Genomic DNA, 20,576 nt, shown 5'->3' with positions numbered 1-20,576 from the left:
GGAATGGAATGATTGCACGTCTGCTTGCCGGAGCGGCGCTTGCCGCGCTGGCCGTCGGTTCCGCGCAGGCCCAGCAGGGCAAAGTCTCCGGCGACGTCGTGAAGATCGGCGTCCTCAACGACCGCTCCGGCCTCTACGCCGATCTGGGTGGCGAGGGTTCGGTGGTCGCTGTCCGCATGGCGGTGGAGGAGGCGGGCGGCAAGGTTCTCGGCAAGCCCATCGAAGTGATCGCGGCCGACCACCAGAACAAGCCGGACATCGGCTCCAACCTCTCCCGCGAATGGATCGACCGCGACGGGGTGGACGTCATCGTCGACGTGCCGAACTCCGGCGTCGCCCTGGCGGTGCAGGAGGTGACGCGCGAGAAGAAGACGATCTTCCTGATGCAGGGGCCGGCGACCTCGCGCCTGACCGGCGACGCCTGCTCGCCCACCGGCTTCCATTGGGCCTACGACACCCGCGCGCTGGCCGTCGGCACCGGGCAGGCCATCGTGAAGGAGGGCGGCAAGAGCTGGTTCTTCCTGACCGCCGACTATGCCTTCGGCCACCAGCTCGAAACCGACACGGCGGCGCAGGTGAAGAAGGCCGGCGGCACGGTCGTCGGCGCGGTGCGGGCGCCGCTGAACACGGCGGACTTCTCCTCCTTCCTGCTGCAGGCGCAGTCGTCGGGCGCGCAGGTCATCGGCCTCGCCAACGCCGGCGGCGACACCATCACCTCGATCAAGCAGGCGTCGGAATTCGGCCTGACGCAGAGCGGGCAGCAGAAACTGGCCGGGCTGCTGATCTTCCTGTCGGACGTGCACGCGCTGGGGCTCCAGGTCGCCCAGGACCTCGTCCTGACCACCGGCTTCTATTGGGACATGGACGACGAGAAGCGCGCCTGGTCGGAGAAGTACAAGGCGAAGACCGGCAAGATGCCGACCATGGTGCAGGCCGGCAGCTATTCCTCGGTCAAGCACTACCTGAAGGCCGTCGAGGCGGCGGGAACCGACGACGGGCCGACGGTCGCCGCCAAGATGAAGGAGATGCCGGTCAACGACATGTTCGCCAAGAACGGCAAGATCCTGCCGAACGGGCGCATGGTGCACGACATGTATCTGGCCCGCGTGAAGAAGCCCAGCGAGTCCAAGGGGCCGTGGGATTATTACGAGATCATCCGCACCATCCCCGGCGACGAGGCCTTCGCCACCATGGCGGAAAGCGGCTGCAAGCTGCCGGGCTGATCCCCGCCCGCCCCGGCGTTACGTCCGCCGCCGCATGCGGGCACGGAACGCCGGGGCGATCACCCGCCGCGCAGAACGGCCGGAAGCGAGCGACATGTCCACAATCTTCGGCATCCCGCCCCAGGCGCTGTTCGGGCAGCTTCTTCTGGGGCTGATCAACGGGTCCTTCTACGCGCTGCTCAGCCTCGGGCTGGCGGTCATCTTCGGCATGCTGAACGTCATCAACTTCGCCCACGGCGCGCTCTACATGCTGGGGGCCTTCGTGGCGTGGCTGCTGCTGACCATGGCGGGGATCGGCTACTGGTGGGCGCTGCTGCTGGCGCCGCTGGTCGTCGGCGCCTTCGGCGTGGTGTTGGAAAAGACGCTGCTCAGCCGTCTCTACAAGCTCGACCATCTCTATGGGCTGCTGCTGACCTTCGGTCTCGCGCTGATCGTCGAGGGCGCCTTCCGCCATTTCTACGGCGTGTCGGGCCAGCCCTATCCGATCCCGGACGCGCTCAAGGGCGGGCAGAACCTGGGCTTCATGTTCCTGCCCAACTACCGCGGCTGGGTCGTCGTCGCCTCGCTGGTCGTCTGCCTCGCCACCTGGTACGCCATCGAGCGGACGAAGCTCGGCGCCTACCTGCGCGCCGCCACCGAGAATCCGGTGCTGGTCCAGGCCTTCGGCATCAATGTGCCGCTGATGATCACGGCGACCTACGGCTTCGGCGTCGCGCTGGCCGGGCTGGCCGGCGTGCTGGCCGCGCCGATCTATCAGGTGTCGCCGCTGATGGGCTCCAACCTCATCATCGTCGTCTTCGCCGTGGTGGTGATCGGCGGCATGGGGTCGATTCTGGGGGCGGTGCTGACGGGATACGGCCTGGGGCTGTTGGAAGGTCTGACGAAGGTGTTCTATCCGGAGGCGTCGAACATCGTCGTCTTCGTCATCATGGCCGTGGTGCTGCTGATCAAGCCCGCCGGCCTGTTCGGGCGGGAGAGGTGACCCATGGCGACCGAGATCGACGCCGTCCGCCGCGAAACCGCGGCCCCCGCCACCGGCAGGCCGGCGATGCCGGGCCTGCTGGCGCTCGCGGTGCTGCTGCTGGTCCTGATCGCCGCGCCCTACGTGCTGTACCCCGTCTTCGTGATGAAGGTGCTGTGCTTCGCGCTGTTCGCCTGCGCCTTCAACCTGCTGATCGGCTTCGCCGGTCTGCTCAGCTTCGGCCACGCCGCCTTCTTCGGCGGGGCCGCCTACATCACCGCCCACACGGTGAAGGTCTGGGGGCTGCCGCCGGAAGTGGGAATCCTTCTCGGCACCGCCTTTTCCGCGACGCTCGGGCTGGCCTTCGGGGCGCTGGCGATCCGGCGGCAGGGCATCTACTTCGCCATGATCACGCTGGCGCTGTCGCAGATGGTCTTCTTCATGGCCCTGCAGCTCAAGTTCACCGGCGGCGAGGACGGCATCCAGGCGGTGCCGCGCGGCCATCTGTTCGGGGTCATCGACCTCAGCCAGCCGATGGCGATGTACTACACGGTTCTGGCGGTCTTCCTGTTCGGCTTCGTGGTGATCTGGCGCACCGTCCATTCGCCCTTCGGCCAGGTCTTGAAGGCGATCCGCGAGAACGAGCCGCGCGCCATCTCGCTCGGCTACCGCACCGACCATTACAAGCTGATGGCCTTCGTCCTGTCCGCCACCCTGGCCGGTCTGGCCGGCGGCACCAAGGCCATCGTCTTCCAGCTCGCCACCCTGACCGACGTGCAGTGGCAGATGTCCGGGGCGGTGGTGCTGATGACCCTGCTGGGCGGCATCGGGACTCTGTTCGGCCCGGTGGTCGGGGCGGCGCTGGTCGTGACGCTGGAGAATTATCTGGCGGCGAGCAACCTGCCGGTGCCGGTGGTGATCGGCGTGATCTTCGTCGCCTGCGTGCTGCTGTTCCGCCGCGGCATCGTCGGGGAGATCGCCGCCCGGTTCGGCGGGAAGCGCCCGTGAGCCGGCCGGGGCCGACCGACCGCCAACGAAACCGACCGCCTTCGAGAGTGTGGGAGAGGACGCATGACCGGGACCATCCATCCCTTCTACGAGGAGCATCGCGGTGCGATGGAAGCAGCCATGCGCCAACGCCTCGACCTTGCCGAGGGCATGGTGCGCGCGCATGTGCATCCGTCCGGCATCGAGGGGATCAAGCGGGAGGTGATGGACGAGTTCGGTCTCGTGCTTGCCCAGATGCCCTATGTCGGGGGCGCGGAAAGCCGCATGAGCGACTTCTTTATGCGTCTCCTGGGGTTCATGGCCATCAGCCGCGTGCTCCGGCGGCATCGCGTGCCGCTGCCGGTGATCGGCGATATCGAGCGGGAAGCCTACAAGGCCCAATTGCTCACCGTTCCCGAGGCGGAGCGTCTCGCCGCGGGGCGTGAGTTCCTGTCACCGGAAAATCAGGCGTTTCTGCGCGAGCAGGCGGAGAAGAGCCGCCGGGAGCGATTTGCCGAGGATTTCGTCTACGACTTCGTCGAGCCGGGTCCAGGGGACGATTTCGAGTTCGGCATCAACTACAGAGCCTGCGGCTTCTGCAAGTTCGCGGCCCGGCACGGCGACAAGGACCTTCTGCCGAACCTTTGCGGTCTCGATTTCGACGCCTATGCGACACGTGGCATCCATCTGGAACGAACGCAAACCCTCGCGGGCGGCGCCAGCCACTGCGATTTCCGATTCTCGCGGCTGCCGTCAGCTTGAGAGTCATCCCCCCGGAAGGAGCGGTCGCGGCCGCCCCCTCCGGCAACGCTCGTCAAAGCCGCAGCGCCTCTTCCGCCGGCTGGTGGCCCAGCCCCTGGGCGTCGGCCACCGCCTTGCAGGTGACGGCCCCGGCGTGGATGTTCAGCCCGGCCCGCAGATGCGGGTCGCGGGCCAGCGCCGCACGGTAGCCCTGGTCGGCGAGCGCCAGCGTGAAGGGCAGGGTGGCGTTGTTCAGCGCGAAGGTCGAGGTGCGCGCGACCGCCCCCGGCATGTTGGCCACGCAGTAATGGACCACTCCGTCCACCAGATAGGTCGGCTCGGCGTGGGTGGTGGGACGCGAGGTCTCGAAACAGCCGCCCTGGTCGATGGCGACGTCCACCACCACGGCGCCCTGCCGCATCCGTTTCACCATCGCCCTGGTCACCAGCTTCGGCGCCTCGGCGCCCGGCACCAGGACCGCCCCGATGACGAGGTCGGCATCGAGCACATGCTCCTCGATCGTGTCGACGGTCGAATAGAGCGTCTGCAGCTTGGCGCCGAATTGCAGGTCCAGCTCCTTCAGGCGGGGCAGCGACCGGTCGATGACGACGACCTTCGCCTCCAGCCCCATGGCCATGCGGGCGGCGTTTGTGCCGACCACGCCGCCGCCCAGCACCACCACCTTCGCCGCCGGAACGCCGGGCACGCCACCGAGCAGGACGCCCCGCCCGCCCTGCGCCTTCTCCAGGCAATGGGCGCCGGCCTGCACCGACATGCGGCCGGCCACCTCGCTCATCGGCGCCAGGAGCGGCAGGCCGCCGCGGGGATCGGTCACCGTCTCGTAGGCGATGGCGACCGCCCCGGAGTTCAGCAGCAGCTTGGTCTGCTTGGGATCGGGGGCCAGGTGCAGGTAGGTGAACAGGACCTGCCCCCGGCGCAGCATCGCGCATTCCTCCGGCTGGGGTTCCTTCACCTTCACGACCATCTCCGCGCGGGCGAAGACCGTCGCGGCGTCCGGGGCGATCTCGGCGCCGGCGGCCTCATACTGGCCGTCGTCCAGCCCGATGGCGGCGCCGGCTCCCGCCTGCACCAGCACGCTGTGTCCGTGAAGAACCAGTTCGCCGACCGAGGCCGGGGTCAGCCCGACGCGGTATTCATGGTTTTTGATTTCCGTCGGTACGCCGATGAGCATGGGCATCCTCCGCGGGTGGGCCGGTGTCGGACCAGGACGGGCAGCGCACCGGCTCAGGGTTGCTTACCTCAAAATTTGGGGTGTGCCCGGGCTCGGCGCATCTCACTTATGGCGTTGCAGTGGCGATTTCTTCGGATCAATGAAAAGATTCCACGAAATTTGATAAAAATTTCTTTGCAATAAATGCTGGCGGAGACTTGACGATCACTGCAAAAAAGTAGGGAAGACTATTTTTTAGAGTTGTGGAACCATTCTTCGCTACCATGGTATATGGATGCTTGTGTCGCACTGCACAAAATTCGCGGCATCCAAGAAAAATTGGGGGGAGCGTCCGATTCGGACGGAACGAAACCAGGAGCAAGGCAGATGGCTTCAGAGAAGGACGCGCAGACCATCGCGCGCGACACCGCCGCCAAGGGCCGGAATGTTGCCGAGGACACCACCCGCCGCATGGCGGAGACCGCCGCGGAGACGACCCAGCGCGGCGCCGACACGGCCAGCGACATGATGGGAAAGGCGACCCAGGTGGCCGGTCAGGTCGCCGGACAGACTTCCGACCAGCTCAACCGCATGATGGGCCTGTCCGCGCAGGCCCAGGGCGAGGTCGCCCAGCAGGCCCGCGAGAACATGGACGTCATGACGCAGTGCGGGTCCGTGCTGATGGACGGTATGCAGTCCATCATGCGCGAATGGATGAGCTTCGCCCAGGAGGCCATGGCCCGCAACGCCGAGGGCGTCAACGCGATGATGCGCAGCCGGTCCGTCCAGGACCTCTACGCCGCGCAGAGCAGCATGGTCAAAGACGAGATGGAACTTCTGCTGAACCGCAGCGTCAAGATTTCGGAGCTGTCGGCGAAAACCGCGAACGACGCGGTGCGGCGGCTGAACGCGCGGGCCGAAGGGGCCGCGCGCCACGTTCGCCGCAGCGCCTGACGCTTCACCAACGATCCATCCTGGCCTTGCGCCCCCGGACCAGCCGGTCCAGGGGCGTTTTTTTGCGCGCGCTCCGGTCACTTCGCGACGATGCGGCCTTCGACCTTCGGGGCGACGGTTTTGTTCGCCTCCACGTAATCCATGACCATCGTCGCCATCAGCACGGCGCCGGAGGCGTCCACCACCGTCCGGCCCCGGGTCAGCGCGGCGTAGCCGTCGCCGCCCTTCAGCATGTAGTCGTTGGTCGCCACGCGGTAGGTCTTGGCGGGGTCGAGAGGCTGGCCGCCCACCGTCACGCCGGTCACGCGGGTGCCCGACGGCAGCTTCGGGTCGTAGGTGAAGGTCAGGCCCGACACCTGCGGGAAGCGTCCGGCCTTGTCCTCCACCTTCGACACGCCATGCTCCAGCGCGGCCAGCAGGTCGGCGCCGGACAGCAGCGTCAGCACGGCGACGTTGCCGAAGGGCAGCTCCGCGAAGATGTCCTTGCGGGTCAGCGCGCTTCCCGCCGGGTGCAGCGTGTCGGCGCGGATGCCGCCGCCGTTGGTGATGGCGACATCGGCCTTCAGCCCGTCGCGCAGCGCGTCGGCGATCAGGTTGCCCATCGTCGTCTCCTGCGAGCGGACGACGTCCTTGCGGCTGTCCAGATCGGTCTCCGTCCGTCCGATCACCCCGGCCAGCGTGGCGTCGAGCTGGTCGGTGTAGCGCTTGACCAAGGCCCCGACCTCGGCGTCCGGGGCCACCCCGGCGGTGCTGACGAAGCGCCAGCCGGCGGGCGCCACGCTGGTCGCCGGCCCCTTGTCGGTGGCTTTCGTGCTGACCGCCAGATCGATGACGCCGAGATAATGGCCGTCAGCCCCGGCCTTCAGGATCAGGGTCGAGCCCTCGTAGAAACTGATCGGGTCATGGTCGTGGCCGCCCAGCAGCAGATCGATGCCCTTCACCTTGACGGCCAGATCGCGGTCCTCCGCGATGGTCTGGTGGGTCAGCGCCACGACGACGTTGGCCTCGTCGTCGCGCAGCGCCTTCACCGCCAGGGCCGCCGCGGCCTGCACGTTGGTGAAGGTCGCTTCCGCCCCGCCGCCGGACAGATGCGCGGTTTCCGGAGTCAGGACGCCCAGGAAGCCGACCTTGACGTCGCCGACCGTCTTCGTCCAGGTGACGACCGAACCGGGGAGCGGCTGGCCGTCCGGCCCGGCGATGTTGGTGCCGACCCAGGGGAATTTCGATTCGGCGATGCGGGCCTTCAGCACCTCCGTGCCGAAGTCGAACTCGTGATTCCCGAAGCCGACGACATCGACGCCCATGGCGTTGAACAGGTCGGGCATCTGCGCCCCCCGCGTCGTCCCGGACAGCAGGGATGGGGAGAGGAAATCGCCGCCGACCGTGGTCAGGGCTCCGGCGTTGCGCTCCCGCTCCGCCTTCAGAACCGTCATCAGGGGAGCGAAGCCGCCGCGGCCCTTGACCGGGGAAATTTCGTAGATGTCGTTGAAATGCAGGAAGGTCACCGTGCCGTTCTGCGCCGCGGCCAGAGCGGGGAAAAGCAGGGTGCCGGCAAGGGCGGCCGCCCCCGCCAGCGTGCGAATCCGGGTCAGCATCAATCTCGTCTCCCTGGGGAAGTTGCAGGCTTCCTTCGCGTCCCCGCACTCTACGCCGTCCCGCGGCGCTGCGCATAGCCGCCTTGCGCTGCTTGATTTCGCCGCCTCCGCCGCTCATGAACGGGGCATCCGCTTTCACCGACGTGGCCCCTCCATGCGCATCCTGGTCGTTCAGAACAACCGAAACGCCCCCGCCGGACTCGTGGGGGACGCGCTGGCCGAGTTCGGCGCGACGTTGGTCACCATTGCCGCGGACGAAGGGGAGGCGCTGCCCGCCACGCCGGAGGGTTATCACGGGCTGCTGGTTCTCGGCGGACCGCAGGACGCCTGGAACGACGCGCAGGGTCCGCACTTTCCGCAGGTCATGGAGCTGATCCGCGCCTTCGCGGCGGCGGAGCGCCCGGTGATTGGCATCTGCCTGGGCGCGCAGTTGGCCGCCCGCGCCTTCGGCGCCCGCGTCTACCGCCATTCGGTGGCGGAAATCGGCGTGGGCGCGGTCCGGCTGTTCAACGCCGCTTCGGACGATCCGCTGCTCGGCGGGCTGGGGCCGGAGTTGCACATGGTGCAGTGGCACTACGACACCTTCGAATTTCCCGAGGGTGCCGTGCCGCTGGCCTGGAGCGAAGCCTGCATGCGTCAGGCCTTCCGGCTTGGCCGCAACCTCTACGCCTTCCAGTTCCACCCGGAGGCCGACGCCGCCATCGTCCGCGGCTGGGCGGAAAAGTTCGGCGTCGACTCGCGGGAGCACAACCGGGCCGTCCTCGACGGGCTGGACGCCGCGCTGGAGCGCCATTTGCCAGCCGCCGAGACGGTGGCCCGGACGATCTCCCGCCGCTGGCTGGATCTGGTGATCGAACGGGCGGCCTGAGCCTTACCCGCGCAGCTCCGCCAGCAGGTCCGGCGTGTCGACGTCGTAGAGGATGCCGCCATCCTCCACCGGCACCTCCACCACCTGATCGGCGTGGGTTGCCAGCAGGGTCTTGGCCCCGGCGTCGCCGCTCAGCTTCGCCATCTCCGCGAAGAAGCCGCGGTCCCACAGGACCGGGTTGCCGCGCTTGCCCTGGACGGTCGGGACGCAGACGGTCCGGCCCTCCAGCGGGTTGTAGGCGGCGATCAGCCGGTCGATGGCCTGCGGCGTGACCCGCGGCATGTCGCCGAGGCACACGACCACCCCGTCGACATCCGCCGGCAGGGCGGCCAGCCCGGCGCGCAGCGAGGCGCTGAGCCCGTCGGCGAAGGACGGGTTGTGGACGATGGTCAGCGGGCGCCCGGCCAGCGGCGCGGACACCGCCTCCGCCATGTGGCCGGTCACCACCACCACCGGCCTGGCCTGCGAGGCCAGAACCGCTTCGACCGTGCGGACGACCAGCGGCTCACCCCCGACATCGGCGAGCAGCTTGTTGCTGCCGCCCATCCGGCTCGACCGTCCGGCCGCCAGCACCAGAGCGGCGATGCGCGGCGCGCGCGGTGGCTCCTCCGCGACGGCGCCGGCACGGGGCAGGGGCCGGCTGGGGATCTCGGCCAGCAGGCCACCGACCCCCATGCGCATGACGTCGGCCCGCGTCACCGGAATCCCCGCGGCAATGCGCTGGAGCACCCAGTCGAAGCCGTTCAGCTTGGGCGACCGCGCGCAGCCGGGCAGGCCGAGCACCGGCGTTTCCCCGATGCGGGCGAGCAGCAGCAGATTGCCGGGATCGACGGGCATGCCGAAATGCTCGATCACGCCGCCCGCCCGCTCGATGCCCGCCGGCAGAACGTCGCGCCGGTCGGTGATGGCCGAGGCCCCGGCGATCAGCAGCAGGTCGACGCGCCCCGCCGCGGCGATGGCGTCGGCCAGAGCCGCCTCGCCGTGGTAGCAGCGTGAATCCCGGACCAGCCGCCCGCCCATCGCCTCCAGACGCTGCCGCGTCACGGTCACGGTCTTGTCGAGGACGCTGTCCTTCACGCCGGGCAGGCGGGTCTGGATCAGCGCGGCGGTCACGGGGCGGAAGGGGGCGACGCGCAGCGCCGGCATCCCGGCGGACGCCTCGACCTCCGCCCCCTCCACGGCGCCGCGGGGGGCGGCGAAGGGGATGATCTTGACCGTGGCGACCATCTGGCCGGGCTCGACCGGCGCGAAGGCGGGCAGGGTGGCGACCGTTACGCTTTCGTCGATGAGGTTCAGCGCGTTGATCCGTTCGATATCCGGAACGAACAGGCCGCGCGACTCCGCGAACAGGTTGACGCGGCCGGTGAAGGCGGCGCCCACCGTGATCTCCTGCCCCTTCAGGGCGGCGGCGATGCGGGCCGCCGCCGCGTCCTCCCCCACGTCGTCGGGACCGGGCTTGGCGGCGGTCACCGTGGTGAAGCCGGCGTCGCGCAACGCCGTCACGTCCTCGGCGCTGAGGATGCGGCCCTTCTTGAAGCTGACGGAGCCGCGGCGGACCGAATGCGCCAGGATGGCGCCCTCCAGCTCCCGCAGGGGCAGCGGGCCGAAAAACATGGCGATGAACTCCTGTCAGGCCGCGCCGGCCTTGCGCCGCACGGCGGTAATCTGGGCCATGACCGACAGGGCGATTTCCGCCGGTGTCACGGCGCCGATGTCCAGCCCGACCGGGGCGTGGATGCGCGTCAGTTCCGCGTCGGTCACGCCCTGCTCCTTCAGCCGCTCCAGCCGCTTGGCGTGGGTGCGCTTGCTGCCGAGCGACCCGACGTAGAAGGCCGGGGAGCGCAGCGCCACCAGCAGGGCCGGGTCGTCCAGCTTGGGGTCGTGGGTCAGGGTCACCACGGCGGTGCGATTGTCGATCTTCAAATCGGTCAGGGCCTCGTCCGGCCAGGAATCATGCAGGGCAACGCCGGGGAAGCGCGATTCCGTGGCGAAGGAGCCGCGCGGGTCGATCACCGTGACGGCGTAGCCGGTCAGGGCGGCGAGGGGGGCCAGCGCCTGGGCGATGTGCACGGCGCCGACCACCAGCAGGCGCAGCGGCGGGTTGTGGGTCTGGACGAACAGCTGGACGCCGTCCTCCTCATCCTCCGGATCGGTGAGGAGGCCGGACCGATCCTGGCGCAGCCGCTCCCGCACCTCGGCCAGAAGATCGTCCTCCAGCCCGAAGCCGCCGTGGACGGCGTCCTCGTAGACCAGCGTCTGCAGACCGGTGCCGAGGTCGGTGACCAGGGCCACGGGGCGCCCGGCCTTGCGGGCGGCCAACAGCCGTTCGGTGATGTCGCGCTTCATTCCACGGCCTCGACATAGACCTGCACCCGGCCGCCACAGGCCAGCCCGACCTCCCAGGCCATCTCGTTGCTGACCCCGAAGGAAATCATCCGGGGCTCGCCATCCTCCATGGTCTTGCGCGCCTCGTGCACCACGGCACCCTCGATGCAGCCGCCGGAGACCGAGCCGATCATCGAACCGGCGTCGTCCACGGCCATCTGACTGCCCACCGGACGGGGGGATGAGCCCCAGGTGGCGACCACCGTCGCCAGAGCCACCTTGCGGCCCTCCGCGCGCCAGCCCGCGGCCTGCTCCAGAATATCGTCCCTCATGCGGCCTCCTTCAGCCACTTGCGCAGGCTTTCGGCCCGTCGCGGCCCGTCGCGGTTCAACGCGTCGGCGAGCCCGGCCAGACTGTTCAGGTTGTGGACCGGGCGGAAGTCGTCCACATGCGGCAACAAGGCCCGGATACCGCTGGATTTTGGTGCGAACCCCTCCCACCGCAAGAGCGGGTTCAGCCAGACCAGTCGGCGGCAGCTCTTGTGCAGCCGTTCGGCCTCCGCCGCAAGCCCTTCGCCGGCATCCCGGTCAAGCCCGTCGGTGATGAGCAGGACCACCGCCCCCTGGCCGAGGACCCGGCGCGCCCAGGTCCGGTTGAAGGCGTGCAGCGCCGTGCCGATGCGCGTCCCGCCCGACCAGTCGGCCACCGCCGCCGACACGGCGTCCAGCGCCACGTCCACGTCCTTGTGCCGCAGATGGCGGGTGATGTTGGTCAGGCGGGTGCCGAAGACGAAGCTGTGCACCCGGTCACGGTCGTTGCTGACCGCATGCATGAAATGCAGCAGCATCCGCGAATAGCGGGTCATGGAGCCGGAGATGTCGCACAGCACGACCAGCGGCGGCGGCCGCGTGCGGCGGCTGCGCCGTGCCAGATCGGCGAGATCGCCGCCGGAGCGCAGCATCCGCCGCAGCGTCGCCCGCGGGTCCACGCGCGTCCCCCGCGGGTCGGGGCGGTGGCGGCGGGTCGTCACCTCGGCCACTGGCAAGGCGATGCGGGCGAGCATCCGCTTGGCCTCGGCCATCTCCGCCGCCGACATCTTCTCGAAATCCTTCTCCTGCAACCGTTCCTGGGCCGAAACGGTGAAGGAGGCGTCCACCTCGATCTCAGACTTTTCCGGCCCCTCGGCCTCCGGCGCGGTGCCGCGCAGCGCGTCGGCGACACGGCGGGACATTGGGTCCTGGGTGTCCGGCGACTCCGTGCGGATGGTCGGCAGCATCAGCCCCATCATCCGCTTGAGGATGTCCGGGTTGCGCCAGAAGACGTGGAAGGCCTGGTCGAAGACCTCGCGCTGGTCGCGCCGGTTCACGAAGACGGCGTGCAGCGCCCAGTAGAAGTCCGTCCGGTTGCCGATCCCCACCGCTTCCACCGCCTCGACGGCCTGGAGCAGCTTGCCCGGCCCGACCGGCAATCCCGCCGCCCGCAGCGCGCGGGCGAAATGCATCAGGTTGATGGCGAGGCCGCCCTGCATGGCCTTGTTCACCGCGCCGTGGAGGCGGCGAGTTCCGTCTTGACCTGGGCCAGGATGCGCGCGGCCTCGCTGCCCTGGATGCGGGCGATGTCGTCCTGGTACTTCAGCAGCGTGCCCAGCGTGTCGTTGATGACCGAGGGCTCCAGCTCCAGCTGGTTCAGTTCCACCAGCGCCTGCGCCCAATCCAGCGTCTCCGCCACGCCCGGCGCCTTGTAAAGGTCCATCCCGCGCAGGCTCTGCACGACGCCGACAACCTGGGCGGCCAGCCGGGCGTCGGCCTCCGGCGCCTTCACCGCCAGGATGGCGCGCTCGCGCTCGGCGTTGGGGTAATCGACCCAATGGTAGAAACAGCGCCGCTTCAGCGCGTCGTGAATCTCGCGGGTGCGGTTGGAGGTCAGGATGACGATGGGCGGCTCTGGCGCCGTGACCGTGCCGAACTCGGGAATCGATACCTGGAAGTCCGAGAGGATTTCGAGGAGATAAGCTTCGAACGGTTCGTCGGTGCGGTCCAGCTCGTCGATCAGCAGGACCGGCGCCCCGGCCGGATCGGGCTCCAGCGCCTGGAGCAGCGGGCGCTTGATGAGGAAGCGTTCGGAGAAGAGGTCGGCGCCGAGCGCCTCCCGGTCGCGGTCGCCTGACGCCTCGGCCAGCCGGATCTCCATCATCTGCCGGGCGTAGTTCCATTCATAGACCGCCGCGGCGACGTCCAGCCCCTCGTAGCATTGCAGCCGCAGCAGGCGACGGCCCAGCGTGGCGGACAGCACCTTGGCAATCTCGGTCTTGCCGACCCCGGCCTCGCCCTCCAGGAACAGCGGGCGGCGCAGCTTCAGGGCGAGGTACAGCGCCGTCGCCAGCGAGCGGTCGGCGACGTAGTTCCCCCGCCGCAGCAGGTCCAGCGTGTCATCGACGGAAGCGGGGAGGGTGTTGGGCATGATGGGCAGAACGCCTTACGGGTTGATGTAACCCTCTCCCCTCCGGGGAGAGGGTGGCCCAGAGGGCCGGTGAGGGGGATGTGCGTTACGGAACATTCGGCAAAAGCGCACCCCCCTCACCCTGACCCTCTCCCCAGAGGGGAGAGGGGACTTTGGAGGTTAAGGGCCTTACCCACACGCCTCCACCGCGCGCCGCGCCATCACCCGTACCAGATGGGCGCGGTAGTCGGCGCTGGCGTGGATGTCGGCGTTCAGCCCGTCCGCCGGCACCGACGCGCCGTTGAGGGCGTCGGCGCGGAAGTCCTGGGCCAGCGCCGCCTCCATGTCGTCCGCCCGGAAGACGGAGGGGCCGGCGCCGGTCACGGCCACGCGCACCTCGCTGCCGAACACGGCCACGAAGACGCCGACGATGGCGTAGCGGCTGGCCGGGTTGCGGAACTTGGCGTAGGCAGCCTTGTCCGGCGTCTGGAAATGCACGGCGGTGACGATCTCGCCGGACTCCAGCGCCGTCTCGAACATGCCGGTGAAGAAGTCGTCGCCCGCGATCTCCCGCCGGTCGGTCCGCACCGTGGCCTTCAGCGCGACGACCGCAGCCGGGTAGTCGGCGGAGGGGTCGGCGTTGCAGATCGACCCGCCGAGCGTGCCCATGTTGCGCACCTGCCGGTCGCCAATGCCCTCGGCGAGGCTCGCCAGAGCCGGGATGACGCGCTGCACGACGTCGGAGTGGGCCACTTGGGCGTGACGGGTGAAGGCGCCGATGGTCAGGCCGCCGGCTTCCTCCCGGATGCCCTGAAGCTCCGGAATCTGGCCGAGGTCGATCAGGTCGCTCGGCCGGGCGAGGCGCTGCTTGAGCGTCGGCAGGAGCGTCTGCCCGCCGCCCAGCAGCTTCGGTTCCTCGAACTGGCCGAGCAGGGCGACGGCGTCGGCGACGCTCTTGGGGCGGTGATAGGTGAAGGCGTACATGATGTCTCCTCCCTCTTACTCGGCCGCCTGGGCGGGGGTGTGGCGCCGGATCGCCTGCCAGACCCGCTCGGGGGTCGCCGGCATGTCGAGATGCGTGACGCCGTACTCGGACAGGGCATGCACCACCGCGTTCATCACGGCGGCCGACGCGCCGATGGTTCCAGCCTCGCCGCAGCCCTTCACGCCCAGCGGGTTGTGGGTGCAGGGCTGGTCCTCGTGGTAGCGCACCGTGAAGGACGGCACGTCATCCGCCCGCGGCATGCAGTAGTCCATGTAGGAGCCGGTGATGAGCTGCCCGGACTCCTCGTCATAGACGCAGTTCTCGTAGAGCGCCTGCCCGATGCCCTGGACCAGCCCGCCATGGACCTGCCCCTCGACAATCAGCGGGTTGATGACGCGCCCGAAATCGTCCACGGCCGCGAAGCTGACCACCTGCACCACGCCGGTGTCGGGGTCGATCTCCACCTCGCAGACGTGGCAGCCGTTGGGGTAGGTAAAGTTCTTGGGATCGTAGAAGGCCTGCTCGTCCAACCCCGGTTCCAGCTCGTCGAGCGGGAAGTTGTGTGGGACGTAGGCCTGGAGGGCTATGTCGCCGATGGTCAGCGCCTTGTCGGTGCCGGCCACGACGAAGCGCCCGTCCTTCACCTCGATGTCGGCCTCGGCGGCCTCCAGCATGTGGGCGGCGATCTTCTTGGCCTTGCGCTCCACCTTGTCCATCGCCTTGACGATGGCCGACCCGCCGACCGCCAGCGAGCGAGAGCCGTAGGTGCCCATGCCGAAGGGGATCTTGCTGGTGTCACCGTGGACGATCTCCACATTTTCGATGGGCACGCCGAAGCGCTCGGAGACGAGCTGCGCGAAGGTCGTCTCGTGCCCCTGCCCATGGCTGTGGGAGCCGGTGAAGACCGTCACGGAACCGGTCGGGTGGAACCGCACCTCCGCCGACTCGTACAGACCGGCCCGCGCGCCCAGCGCGCCCGCGACGTTGCTCGGCGCGATGCCGCAGGCCTCGATGTAGGTGGCGAAGCCGATGCCGAGTAGCTTGCCGCGCCGGGCGGATTCGGCCTTGCGCGCCGCGAAGCCGTCGTAGTCAACCAGCGGCAGGGCGATGTCGAGATTTTTGGCGAAGTCGCCGGTGTCGTACTGCAGCGCCACCGGGGTCTGGTAGGGCATGGCGCTGGCCGGCACGAAGTTGCGGCGGCGCAGCTCTGCCTTGTCGATTCCCGTCTCGGCGGCGGCGACCTCGACCAGCCGTTCGATCAGGTAGCAGGCCTCCGGACGGCCGGCGCCGCGGTAGGCGTCCACCGGCACGGTGTTGGTGAAGACCGCCTTCACCTCGGCGTAGATCGCCGGGGTCTTGTACTGGCCGGCCAGCAGCGTGGCGTAGAGGTAGGTCGGGATCGAGGGCGCAAAGGTCGACAGGTAGGCGCCCATGTTGGCGATGGTCGCGACGCGCAGCGCCAGGAAATTGCCGTCCTTGTCCATCGCTAGCTCGGCGTGACTGACATGGTCGCGGCCGTGGGCGTCGGTCAGGAAGCTCTCGGAGCGCTCGGCGGTCCATTTCACCGGGCGCCCGACCTTCTTCGCCGCCCAGGTGACGACGGCTTCCTCTCCGTAATGGAAGATCTTGGAGCCGAAGCCGCCGCCGACGTCGGGCGCGACGACGCGCAACTTGTGCTCCGGAATGCCCAGCACGAAGGCGCCCATCAGCAGGCGGATGACGTGCGGATTCTGGCTGGTGGTGGTCAGCGTGTGCTCGCCGGTCGCCCGGTCGTACTCGCCGAGCGCCGCCCGCGGCTCCATGGCGTTGGGGACGAGCCGCTGGTTGACCAGATCGAGCTTCGCGACATGGGCCGCCTGCGAAAAGGCCGCGTCCACCGCCGCCGCGTCGCCGAGATGCCAGTCGAAGCAGAGGTTGCCGCCGACGTCGTCATGGACCAGCGGCGCGCCACCCTCCAGCGCCTTCAGCGAGGTCACCGCCGCCGGCAGCTCCTCGTAATCGACCATGACCAGCTCGGCGGCGTCCTTCGCCTGCTCGCGCGTCTCGGCGATGACCACGGCGACGGCGTCGCCGACGTAGCGGGCGCGGTCGCGGGCGATCGGGAAATGCGGCGGCTCCTTCATCGGGGAACCGTCCTTGGAATGGATCTGCCAGCCGCAGGGCAGGCTGCCGACCTTGTCGGCCTCCATGTCGGCGCCGGTGAGCACGGCGATCACGCCGGGGGCCTGCATGGCCTCGGCCGCGTCGATGCCGGTGATGCGGGCGTGGGCGTAGGGAGACCGGACGAAGACCGCGTGGGTCTGGCCGGGCCGGTTGATGTCGTCGGTGTAGGTGCCGCGCCCGGTCAGGAAGCGCGCGTCCTCGCGCCGGCGCACGGAAGCGCCGATGCCGGTGGGGTTCGCCATCTTCGTGTTCCTCCCATGAGAGCCTTTTTCCGACCTTTATTCGGCGGCGGCCTTCATCGTGCCGCCCTGCATCGCCTCCGCCCCGGCCATCACCGCCTTGACGATGTTGTGGTAGCCGGTGCAGCGGCAGATGTTGCCCTCCAGACCTTCGCGGACCTCATGCTCGCTGGGGGAGGGGTTGGTGGTCACCAGATCAACGGCGCTCATCACCATGCCCGGCGTGCAGAAGCCGCATTGCAGGCCGTGATGCTCGCGGAAGGCCGCCTGCATCGGGTGCAGCGTGCCGTCGGCCGCCGCCAGACCCTCGATGGTGGTGACCGCGGCGCCGTCGGCCTGGGCGGCCAGCATGGTGCAGGACTTCACCGACCGCCCGTCGATGTGGACGACGCAGGCGCCGCACTGGCTGGTGTCGCAACCGACATGGGTGCCGGTCAGGCCAAGCTGGTCACGGAGGAAGGTGACCAGCAGGGTCCGCTCCTCCACCTCGCGCGAGACCGCCTTTCCGTTGACGGTCATGGAAACGGTACACGGCATCCGCTGTCCTCCCATTGTTGGTGACGTTCTGTTGCCCCGACCTTCGCGACGCTTCTTTCGACGGTTCTGCCAAATCTGCGCGATAAAGTGTGGCGCAGGACCAACCGCAACAAGGATAGAGGGGCGCCGTCCCGTCCGGTCAAGACGCCGTTCGGCCTCCTCCGAAGGGAGGGGGCTTGTGCCGAACCGCCGCGCGCCTATCGGTTCCTACGGACTGGCGGACCCACCGACCACAAGTTAGGATAGCCAACAATCCGACGCAAACCAACGCGTCTTACGAACGATCCGCTACGGACAGCCTTTTGGGAGGATAGAAGAATGAAGCGTTTCCTGGCCGCGGTCGGCGTCTGCATGCTCACCGCGCTGCCGGCCCAGGCCGAGCAGTTCGTCACCGTCCTCACCGGCGGCACCAGCGGCGTCTATTACCCGTTGGGCGTCGCGCTGTCCGGCATCTACGGCAAGGCCATTCCGGGGGCCAAGGTCACCGTCCAGGCGACCAAGGCCTCGGTGGAGAACCTGAACCTCCTCCAGTCGGAGCGCGGCGAGATCGCCTTCTCGCTCGGCGATTCGCTGAGCGGCGCCTGGAAGGGCGACGAGGAGGCCGGCTTCAAGACCAAGCTGACCAAGCTGCGCACCGTCGCCGCCATCTACCCCAACTACATCCAGATCGTCGCCAGCAAGGATTCCGGCGTGAAGACGCTGGCCGACCTGAAGGGCAAGCGCGTGTCGGTGGGTGCGCCGAAGTCGGGGACGGAGCTGAACGCCCGCGCGATCTTCGCCGCCGCCGGGCTGGGCTACAAGGACTTCTCCAAAACCGAGTATCTGCCCTTCGCCGAATCGGTGGACCTGATCAAGAACCGGCAGCTCGACGCGACGCTCATCTCCGCCGGCCTCGGCGTGGCGGCGATCAAGGATCTGGCGACCTCGCAGGACATCACCATCGTCTCGATCCCGGCCGACGTGATCCAGAAGGTCGGCGACCCGGCCTACATCGCCGAGACCATCCCGGCCAACAGCTACAGCGGCCAGAGCGAGCCGGTGCCGACGGCGGCGGTGCGCAACCTGCTGGTCACCCACGCCGGCGTGTCGGACGACGCGGTCTATGCGATGACCAAGGCGATGTTCGAGAATCTCGACGCCATGGCCGCCGCCCATGCCGCCGCCAAGCAGATCAAGCTGGACGCGGCCACCATCCAGTCGCCGGTGCCGCTGCATCCGGGGGCGGAGAAGTTCTACAAGGAAAAGGGCCTGATGTAAGCGCGCCCCGTCGTCCCGGAACCCCCGTGCGATGAGCGCATCCTCCCAAGACGCGGACAACAAGATCCGCCAGGCCATCGACCGCGAGAATCCCTCGACGGTCGTTGCCTTCGAAGGCGTGTCCGGAAAGGCCGTCTTCGCCATCGCCGTCGCCTTCTCGCTGTTCCAGATCTGGACGGCGGCGTTCAACCCGCTGTCCAGCATGGTCGTCCGCTCGGTCCATGTCGGCTTCCTCCTGCTGATGACCTTCACCCTGTTCGGCTTCCGCTCGCACGGGGAGAGGCGCAGCGTGCCCTGGTACGACTGGCTGCTCGGCCTCGGCGCCTTCACGCTGGGCTTGTATCACTACGTGTTCGAGGTCGATCTGATCCAGCGGGCCGGCGATCCGAACATGACGGACCTGATCGTCGGCGCGATCACCATCGCGCTGGTGTTCGAGGGCGCCCGGCGCATCATGGGTTGGGCGCTGCCGATCATCTGCGGCGTCTTCATCCCCTACGCTCTGTTCGGGCGGCATCTGCCCTTCGGGCTGGCCCACCGCGGCTACGACATCGATCAGGTCATCGACAACCTGTACCTCTCGACCGAGGGCATCTACGGCACGCCCACCTTCGTCTCCGCGACCTTCATCTTCCTGTTCATCCTGTTCGGCGCCTTCCTGGAGCGCGCCGGCATGATCAAGCTGTTCAACGACGTGTCGCTGGGCCTCGTCGGGTCGGCCAAGGGGGGGCCGGCGAAGGTGGCGGTCATCTCCTCCGGCTTCATGGGGACGATCAACGGCTCGGGCGTGGCGAACGTGCTGACCACCGGCCAGTTCACCATTCCCCTGATGATGCGCTTCGGCTACCGCCCGGCCTTCGCCGGGGCGGTCGAGGCGACGGCCAGCATGGGTGGGCAGCTCATGCCGCCGGTCATGGGGGCCGCCGCCTTCATCATGGCCGAAACCATCGGCGTTCCCTTCAGCGACATCGCCATCGCCGCGGCGATCCCGGCCATCCTCTATTTCGGCAGCGCCTTCTGGATGGTCCATCTGGAGGCGGGCAAGCGCAACCTCATCGGCTTGCCGAAGGACCAATGCCCCAGCGTGTCCCGCGCGCTGATCGAGGGCTGGTACCTGATCCTGCCTCTGGCGGCGCTGGTCTACCTCCTGTTCTCCGGCTTCACGCCGCTGTTCGCGGGGGTGATCGGCATCGCGTTGACCATCGCGCTGATCCTCGGCACGACAATCGTCGGCTCCATCGGGCCGATGGCCCTGCGCGTTGCCTTCTGGGTCGTGCTGGGGCTCCTTGCCGCGGCGCTGTGGCGGATGGGCTGGCGGACGGAGCATCTGGCCTTCGCCATCGTCGGTCTTCTGGTCATTCCCTGCCTGATCGTGAAAGGCGGGCGGGAGACTCTGGCGATGCTGGTGAACAGCCTCGCCGACGGCGCCAAGAACGCCGTGGGCGTCGGCGTGGCCTGCGCGCTGGTGGGCGTGCTGATCGGGATCCTGACCCTGACCGGTCTGGCCTCCAGCTTCGCCGGGACGATCGTCCAACTGTCCGGCGGCAATCTGCTGGTCGCGCTGATCCTCACCATGCTGGCCTGCATCCTGCTGGGCACCGGGCTGCCGACGACGGCCAACTACATCGTCACGGCGGCCATCGCGGCGCCGGCCCTGCTGCAGATGGGCGTGCCGCTGATCGTGTCGCACATGTTCGTCTTCTACTTCGGCATCATGGCCGACCTGACCCCGCCGGTGGCGCTGGCGGCGCTGGCCGCCTCGTCCATCTGCCGGGCCGGGCACATGCAGGTCGGATTCATCGCCACGCGGATCGCCATGGCTGGCTACGTCGTGCCCTTCATGGCGGTGTATTCCCCCGCGCTGATGCTCCAAACCACCGATCCGCTGGCCGTAGTCTACGTCCTGTTCAAGGCGCTGATCGCCATCGGCCTGTGGGGAGCGGCGACCATCGGCTTCTTCTGGACGCCTCTCAACCTGGCGGAGCGGGTGTTCTCGGCCGCCGCCGCCTTCCTGTTCGTCGTGGCCTTGCCGGTGACGGACGAGGTCGGCTTCGCCATGACGGCGGCGTTCCTGCTGTGGCAGCGCCATCGCCTGCGGCGCCTTGGGCGGAGCAGCGCCCCGGCATGATGA

General features: G+C 68.6%; 18 protein-coding genes. 8 read left to right on the top strand and 10 right to left on the bottom strand.

Annotated features, from left to right (window positions below):
• Positions 1 to 8: 8 nt before the first annotated feature.
• The 4 genes from ABVN73_RS06090 to ABVN73_RS06075 all read left to right on the top strand — a co-directional run bounded on the left by ABVN73_RS06090 (position 9) and on the right by ABVN73_RS06075 (position 3,933).
• Positions 9 to 1,223 carry an ABC transporter substrate-binding protein gene (locus ABVN73_RS06090; RefSeq protein ID WP_353859362.1) on the top strand — a complete coding sequence of 405 codons (1,215 nt, stop codon included), beginning with the start codon at positions 9 to 11 and terminating at the stop codon, positions 1,221 to 1,223.
• A gap of 94 nt (positions 1,224 to 1,317) precedes the next feature.
• Positions 1,318 to 2,205, top strand: coding sequence for a branched-chain amino acid ABC transporter permease (locus ABVN73_RS06085; RefSeq protein WP_353859361.1), 888 nt, complete (start codon positions 1,318 to 1,320; stop codon positions 2,203 to 2,205).
• Between the two features lie 3 nt (positions 2,206 to 2,208).
• Positions 2,209 to 3,192, top strand: coding sequence for a branched-chain amino acid ABC transporter permease (locus ABVN73_RS06080; RefSeq protein ID WP_353859360.1), 984 nt, complete (start codon positions 2,209 to 2,211; stop codon positions 3,190 to 3,192).
• Between the two features lie 63 nt (positions 3,193 to 3,255).
• A complete protein-coding gene (locus tag ABVN73_RS06075) occupies positions 3,256 to 3,933 on the top strand; it encodes an L-2-amino-thiazoline-4-carboxylic acid hydrolase (protein ID WP_353859359.1) in 678 nt (225 codons plus the stop codon).
• A 52-nt stretch (positions 3,934 to 3,985) separates the two neighbouring features.
• Here the strand turns inward: ABVN73_RS06075 and ald are convergent, their stop codons facing one another.
• Positions 3,986 to 5,104, bottom strand: a complete 1,119-nt coding sequence (gene ald / locus ABVN73_RS06070) for an alanine dehydrogenase (protein WP_353859358.1) — start codon at positions 5,102 to 5,104, stop codon at positions 3,986 to 3,988.
• 366 nt (positions 5,105 to 5,470) lie between these two features.
• On the opposite strand from ald, the gene ABVN73_RS06065 reads away from it, so the two are divergent.
• Positions 5,471 to 6,037, top strand: a complete 567-nt coding sequence (locus ABVN73_RS06065) for a phasin family protein (protein WP_353859357.1) — start codon at positions 5,471 to 5,473, stop codon at positions 6,035 to 6,037.
• Positions 6,038 to 6,114: 77 nt separating this feature from the next.
• On the opposite strand, the gene ABVN73_RS06060 is transcribed toward ABVN73_RS06065, so the two are convergent.
• The gene (locus ABVN73_RS06060) at positions 6,115 to 7,632 is read right to left on the bottom strand and encodes a 5'-nucleotidase C-terminal domain-containing protein (protein ID WP_353859356.1); all 1,518 of its coding nucleotides are present in this window, start codon (positions 7,630 to 7,632) and stop codon (positions 6,115 to 6,117) included.
• 154 nt (positions 7,633 to 7,786) lie between these two features.
• Here ABVN73_RS06060 and ABVN73_RS06055 point away from each other — a divergent pair, with 154 nt between their 5' ends.
• Positions 7,787 to 8,500: a type 1 glutamine amidotransferase gene (locus tag ABVN73_RS06055; protein ID WP_353859355.1), complete on the top strand. Its 714-nt coding sequence runs from the start codon at positions 7,787 to 7,789 to the stop codon at positions 8,498 to 8,500.
• Positions 8,501 to 8,503: 3 nt separating this feature from the next.
• On the opposite strand, the gene ABVN73_RS06050 is transcribed toward ABVN73_RS06055, so the two are convergent.
• The 8 genes from ABVN73_RS06050 to ABVN73_RS06015 all read right to left on the bottom strand — a co-directional run bounded on the left by ABVN73_RS06050 (position 8,504) and on the right by ABVN73_RS06015 (position 17,188).
• Positions 8,504 to 10,114 carry a molybdopterin-binding/glycosyltransferase family 2 protein gene (locus ABVN73_RS06050; protein WP_353859354.1) on the bottom strand — a complete coding sequence of 537 codons (1,611 nt, stop codon included), beginning with the start codon at positions 10,112 to 10,114 and terminating at the stop codon, positions 8,504 to 8,506.
• Between the two features lie 15 nt (positions 10,115 to 10,129).
• Positions 10,130 to 10,846 carry an XdhC/CoxI family protein gene (locus tag ABVN73_RS06045; protein WP_353859353.1) on the bottom strand — a complete coding sequence of 239 codons (717 nt, stop codon included), beginning with the start codon at positions 10,844 to 10,846 and terminating at the stop codon, positions 10,130 to 10,132.
• Positions 10,843 to 11,157: an XdhC family protein gene (locus tag ABVN73_RS06040; protein ID WP_114859690.1), complete on the bottom strand. Its 315-nt coding sequence runs from the start codon at positions 11,155 to 11,157 to the stop codon at positions 10,843 to 10,845. Before ABVN73_RS06040 ends, ABVN73_RS06045 begins: the two co-directional genes overlap by 4 nt.
• A complete protein-coding gene (locus ABVN73_RS06035) occupies positions 11,154 to 12,353 on the bottom strand; it encodes a VWA domain-containing protein (RefSeq protein ID WP_353859352.1) in 1,200 nt (399 codons plus the stop codon). The genes ABVN73_RS06040 and ABVN73_RS06035 overlap by 4 nt, the downstream gene beginning before the upstream one ends.
• Positions 12,354 to 12,361: 8 nt before the next feature.
• Positions 12,362 to 13,285, bottom strand: a complete 924-nt coding sequence (locus ABVN73_RS06030) for a MoxR family ATPase (RefSeq protein ID WP_145686312.1) — start codon at positions 13,283 to 13,285, stop codon at positions 12,362 to 12,364.
• A 168-nt stretch (positions 13,286 to 13,453) separates the two neighbouring features.
• A complete protein-coding gene (locus tag ABVN73_RS06025) occupies positions 13,454 to 14,248 on the bottom strand; it encodes a xanthine dehydrogenase family protein subunit M (RefSeq protein ID WP_353859351.1) in 795 nt (264 codons plus the stop codon).
• A gap of 15 nt (positions 14,249 to 14,263) precedes the next feature.
• Entirely contained in the window at positions 14,264 to 16,654 is a 2,391-nt protein-coding gene (locus ABVN73_RS06020; RefSeq protein ID WP_353859350.1) for a xanthine dehydrogenase family protein molybdopterin-binding subunit, read from the bottom strand.
• Between the two features lie 36 nt (positions 16,655 to 16,690).
• Positions 16,691 to 17,188: a (2Fe-2S)-binding protein gene (locus tag ABVN73_RS06015; RefSeq protein WP_149648721.1), complete on the bottom strand. Its 498-nt coding sequence runs from the start codon at positions 17,186 to 17,188 to the stop codon at positions 16,691 to 16,693.
• Between the two features lie 318 nt (positions 17,189 to 17,506).
• Here ABVN73_RS06015 and ABVN73_RS06010 point away from each other — a divergent pair, with 318 nt between their 5' ends.
• Positions 17,507 to 18,445 (top strand): TAXI family TRAP transporter solute-binding subunit, encoded by a 939-nt coding sequence (locus ABVN73_RS06010; protein ID WP_353859349.1) that lies wholly within the window; start codon positions 17,507 to 17,509, stop codon positions 18,443 to 18,445.
• A 31-nt stretch (positions 18,446 to 18,476) separates the two neighbouring features.
• Positions 18,477 to 20,573 carry a TRAP transporter permease gene (locus tag ABVN73_RS06005; RefSeq protein WP_353859348.1) on the top strand — a complete coding sequence of 699 codons (2,097 nt, stop codon included), beginning with the start codon at positions 18,477 to 18,479 and terminating at the stop codon, positions 20,571 to 20,573.
• Positions 20,574 to 20,576: the final 3 nt, after the last annotated feature.

The sequence above is a fragment of the Azospirillum formosense genome (assembly GCF_040500525.1).
GTDB classification, from domain to species: Bacteria; Pseudomonadota; Alphaproteobacteria; order Azospirillales; family Azospirillaceae; genus Azospirillum; species Azospirillum formosense_A.
Note: the sequence above shows the minus strand (reverse complement) of the source record. Positions and strands in the feature narration are given on the sequence as shown.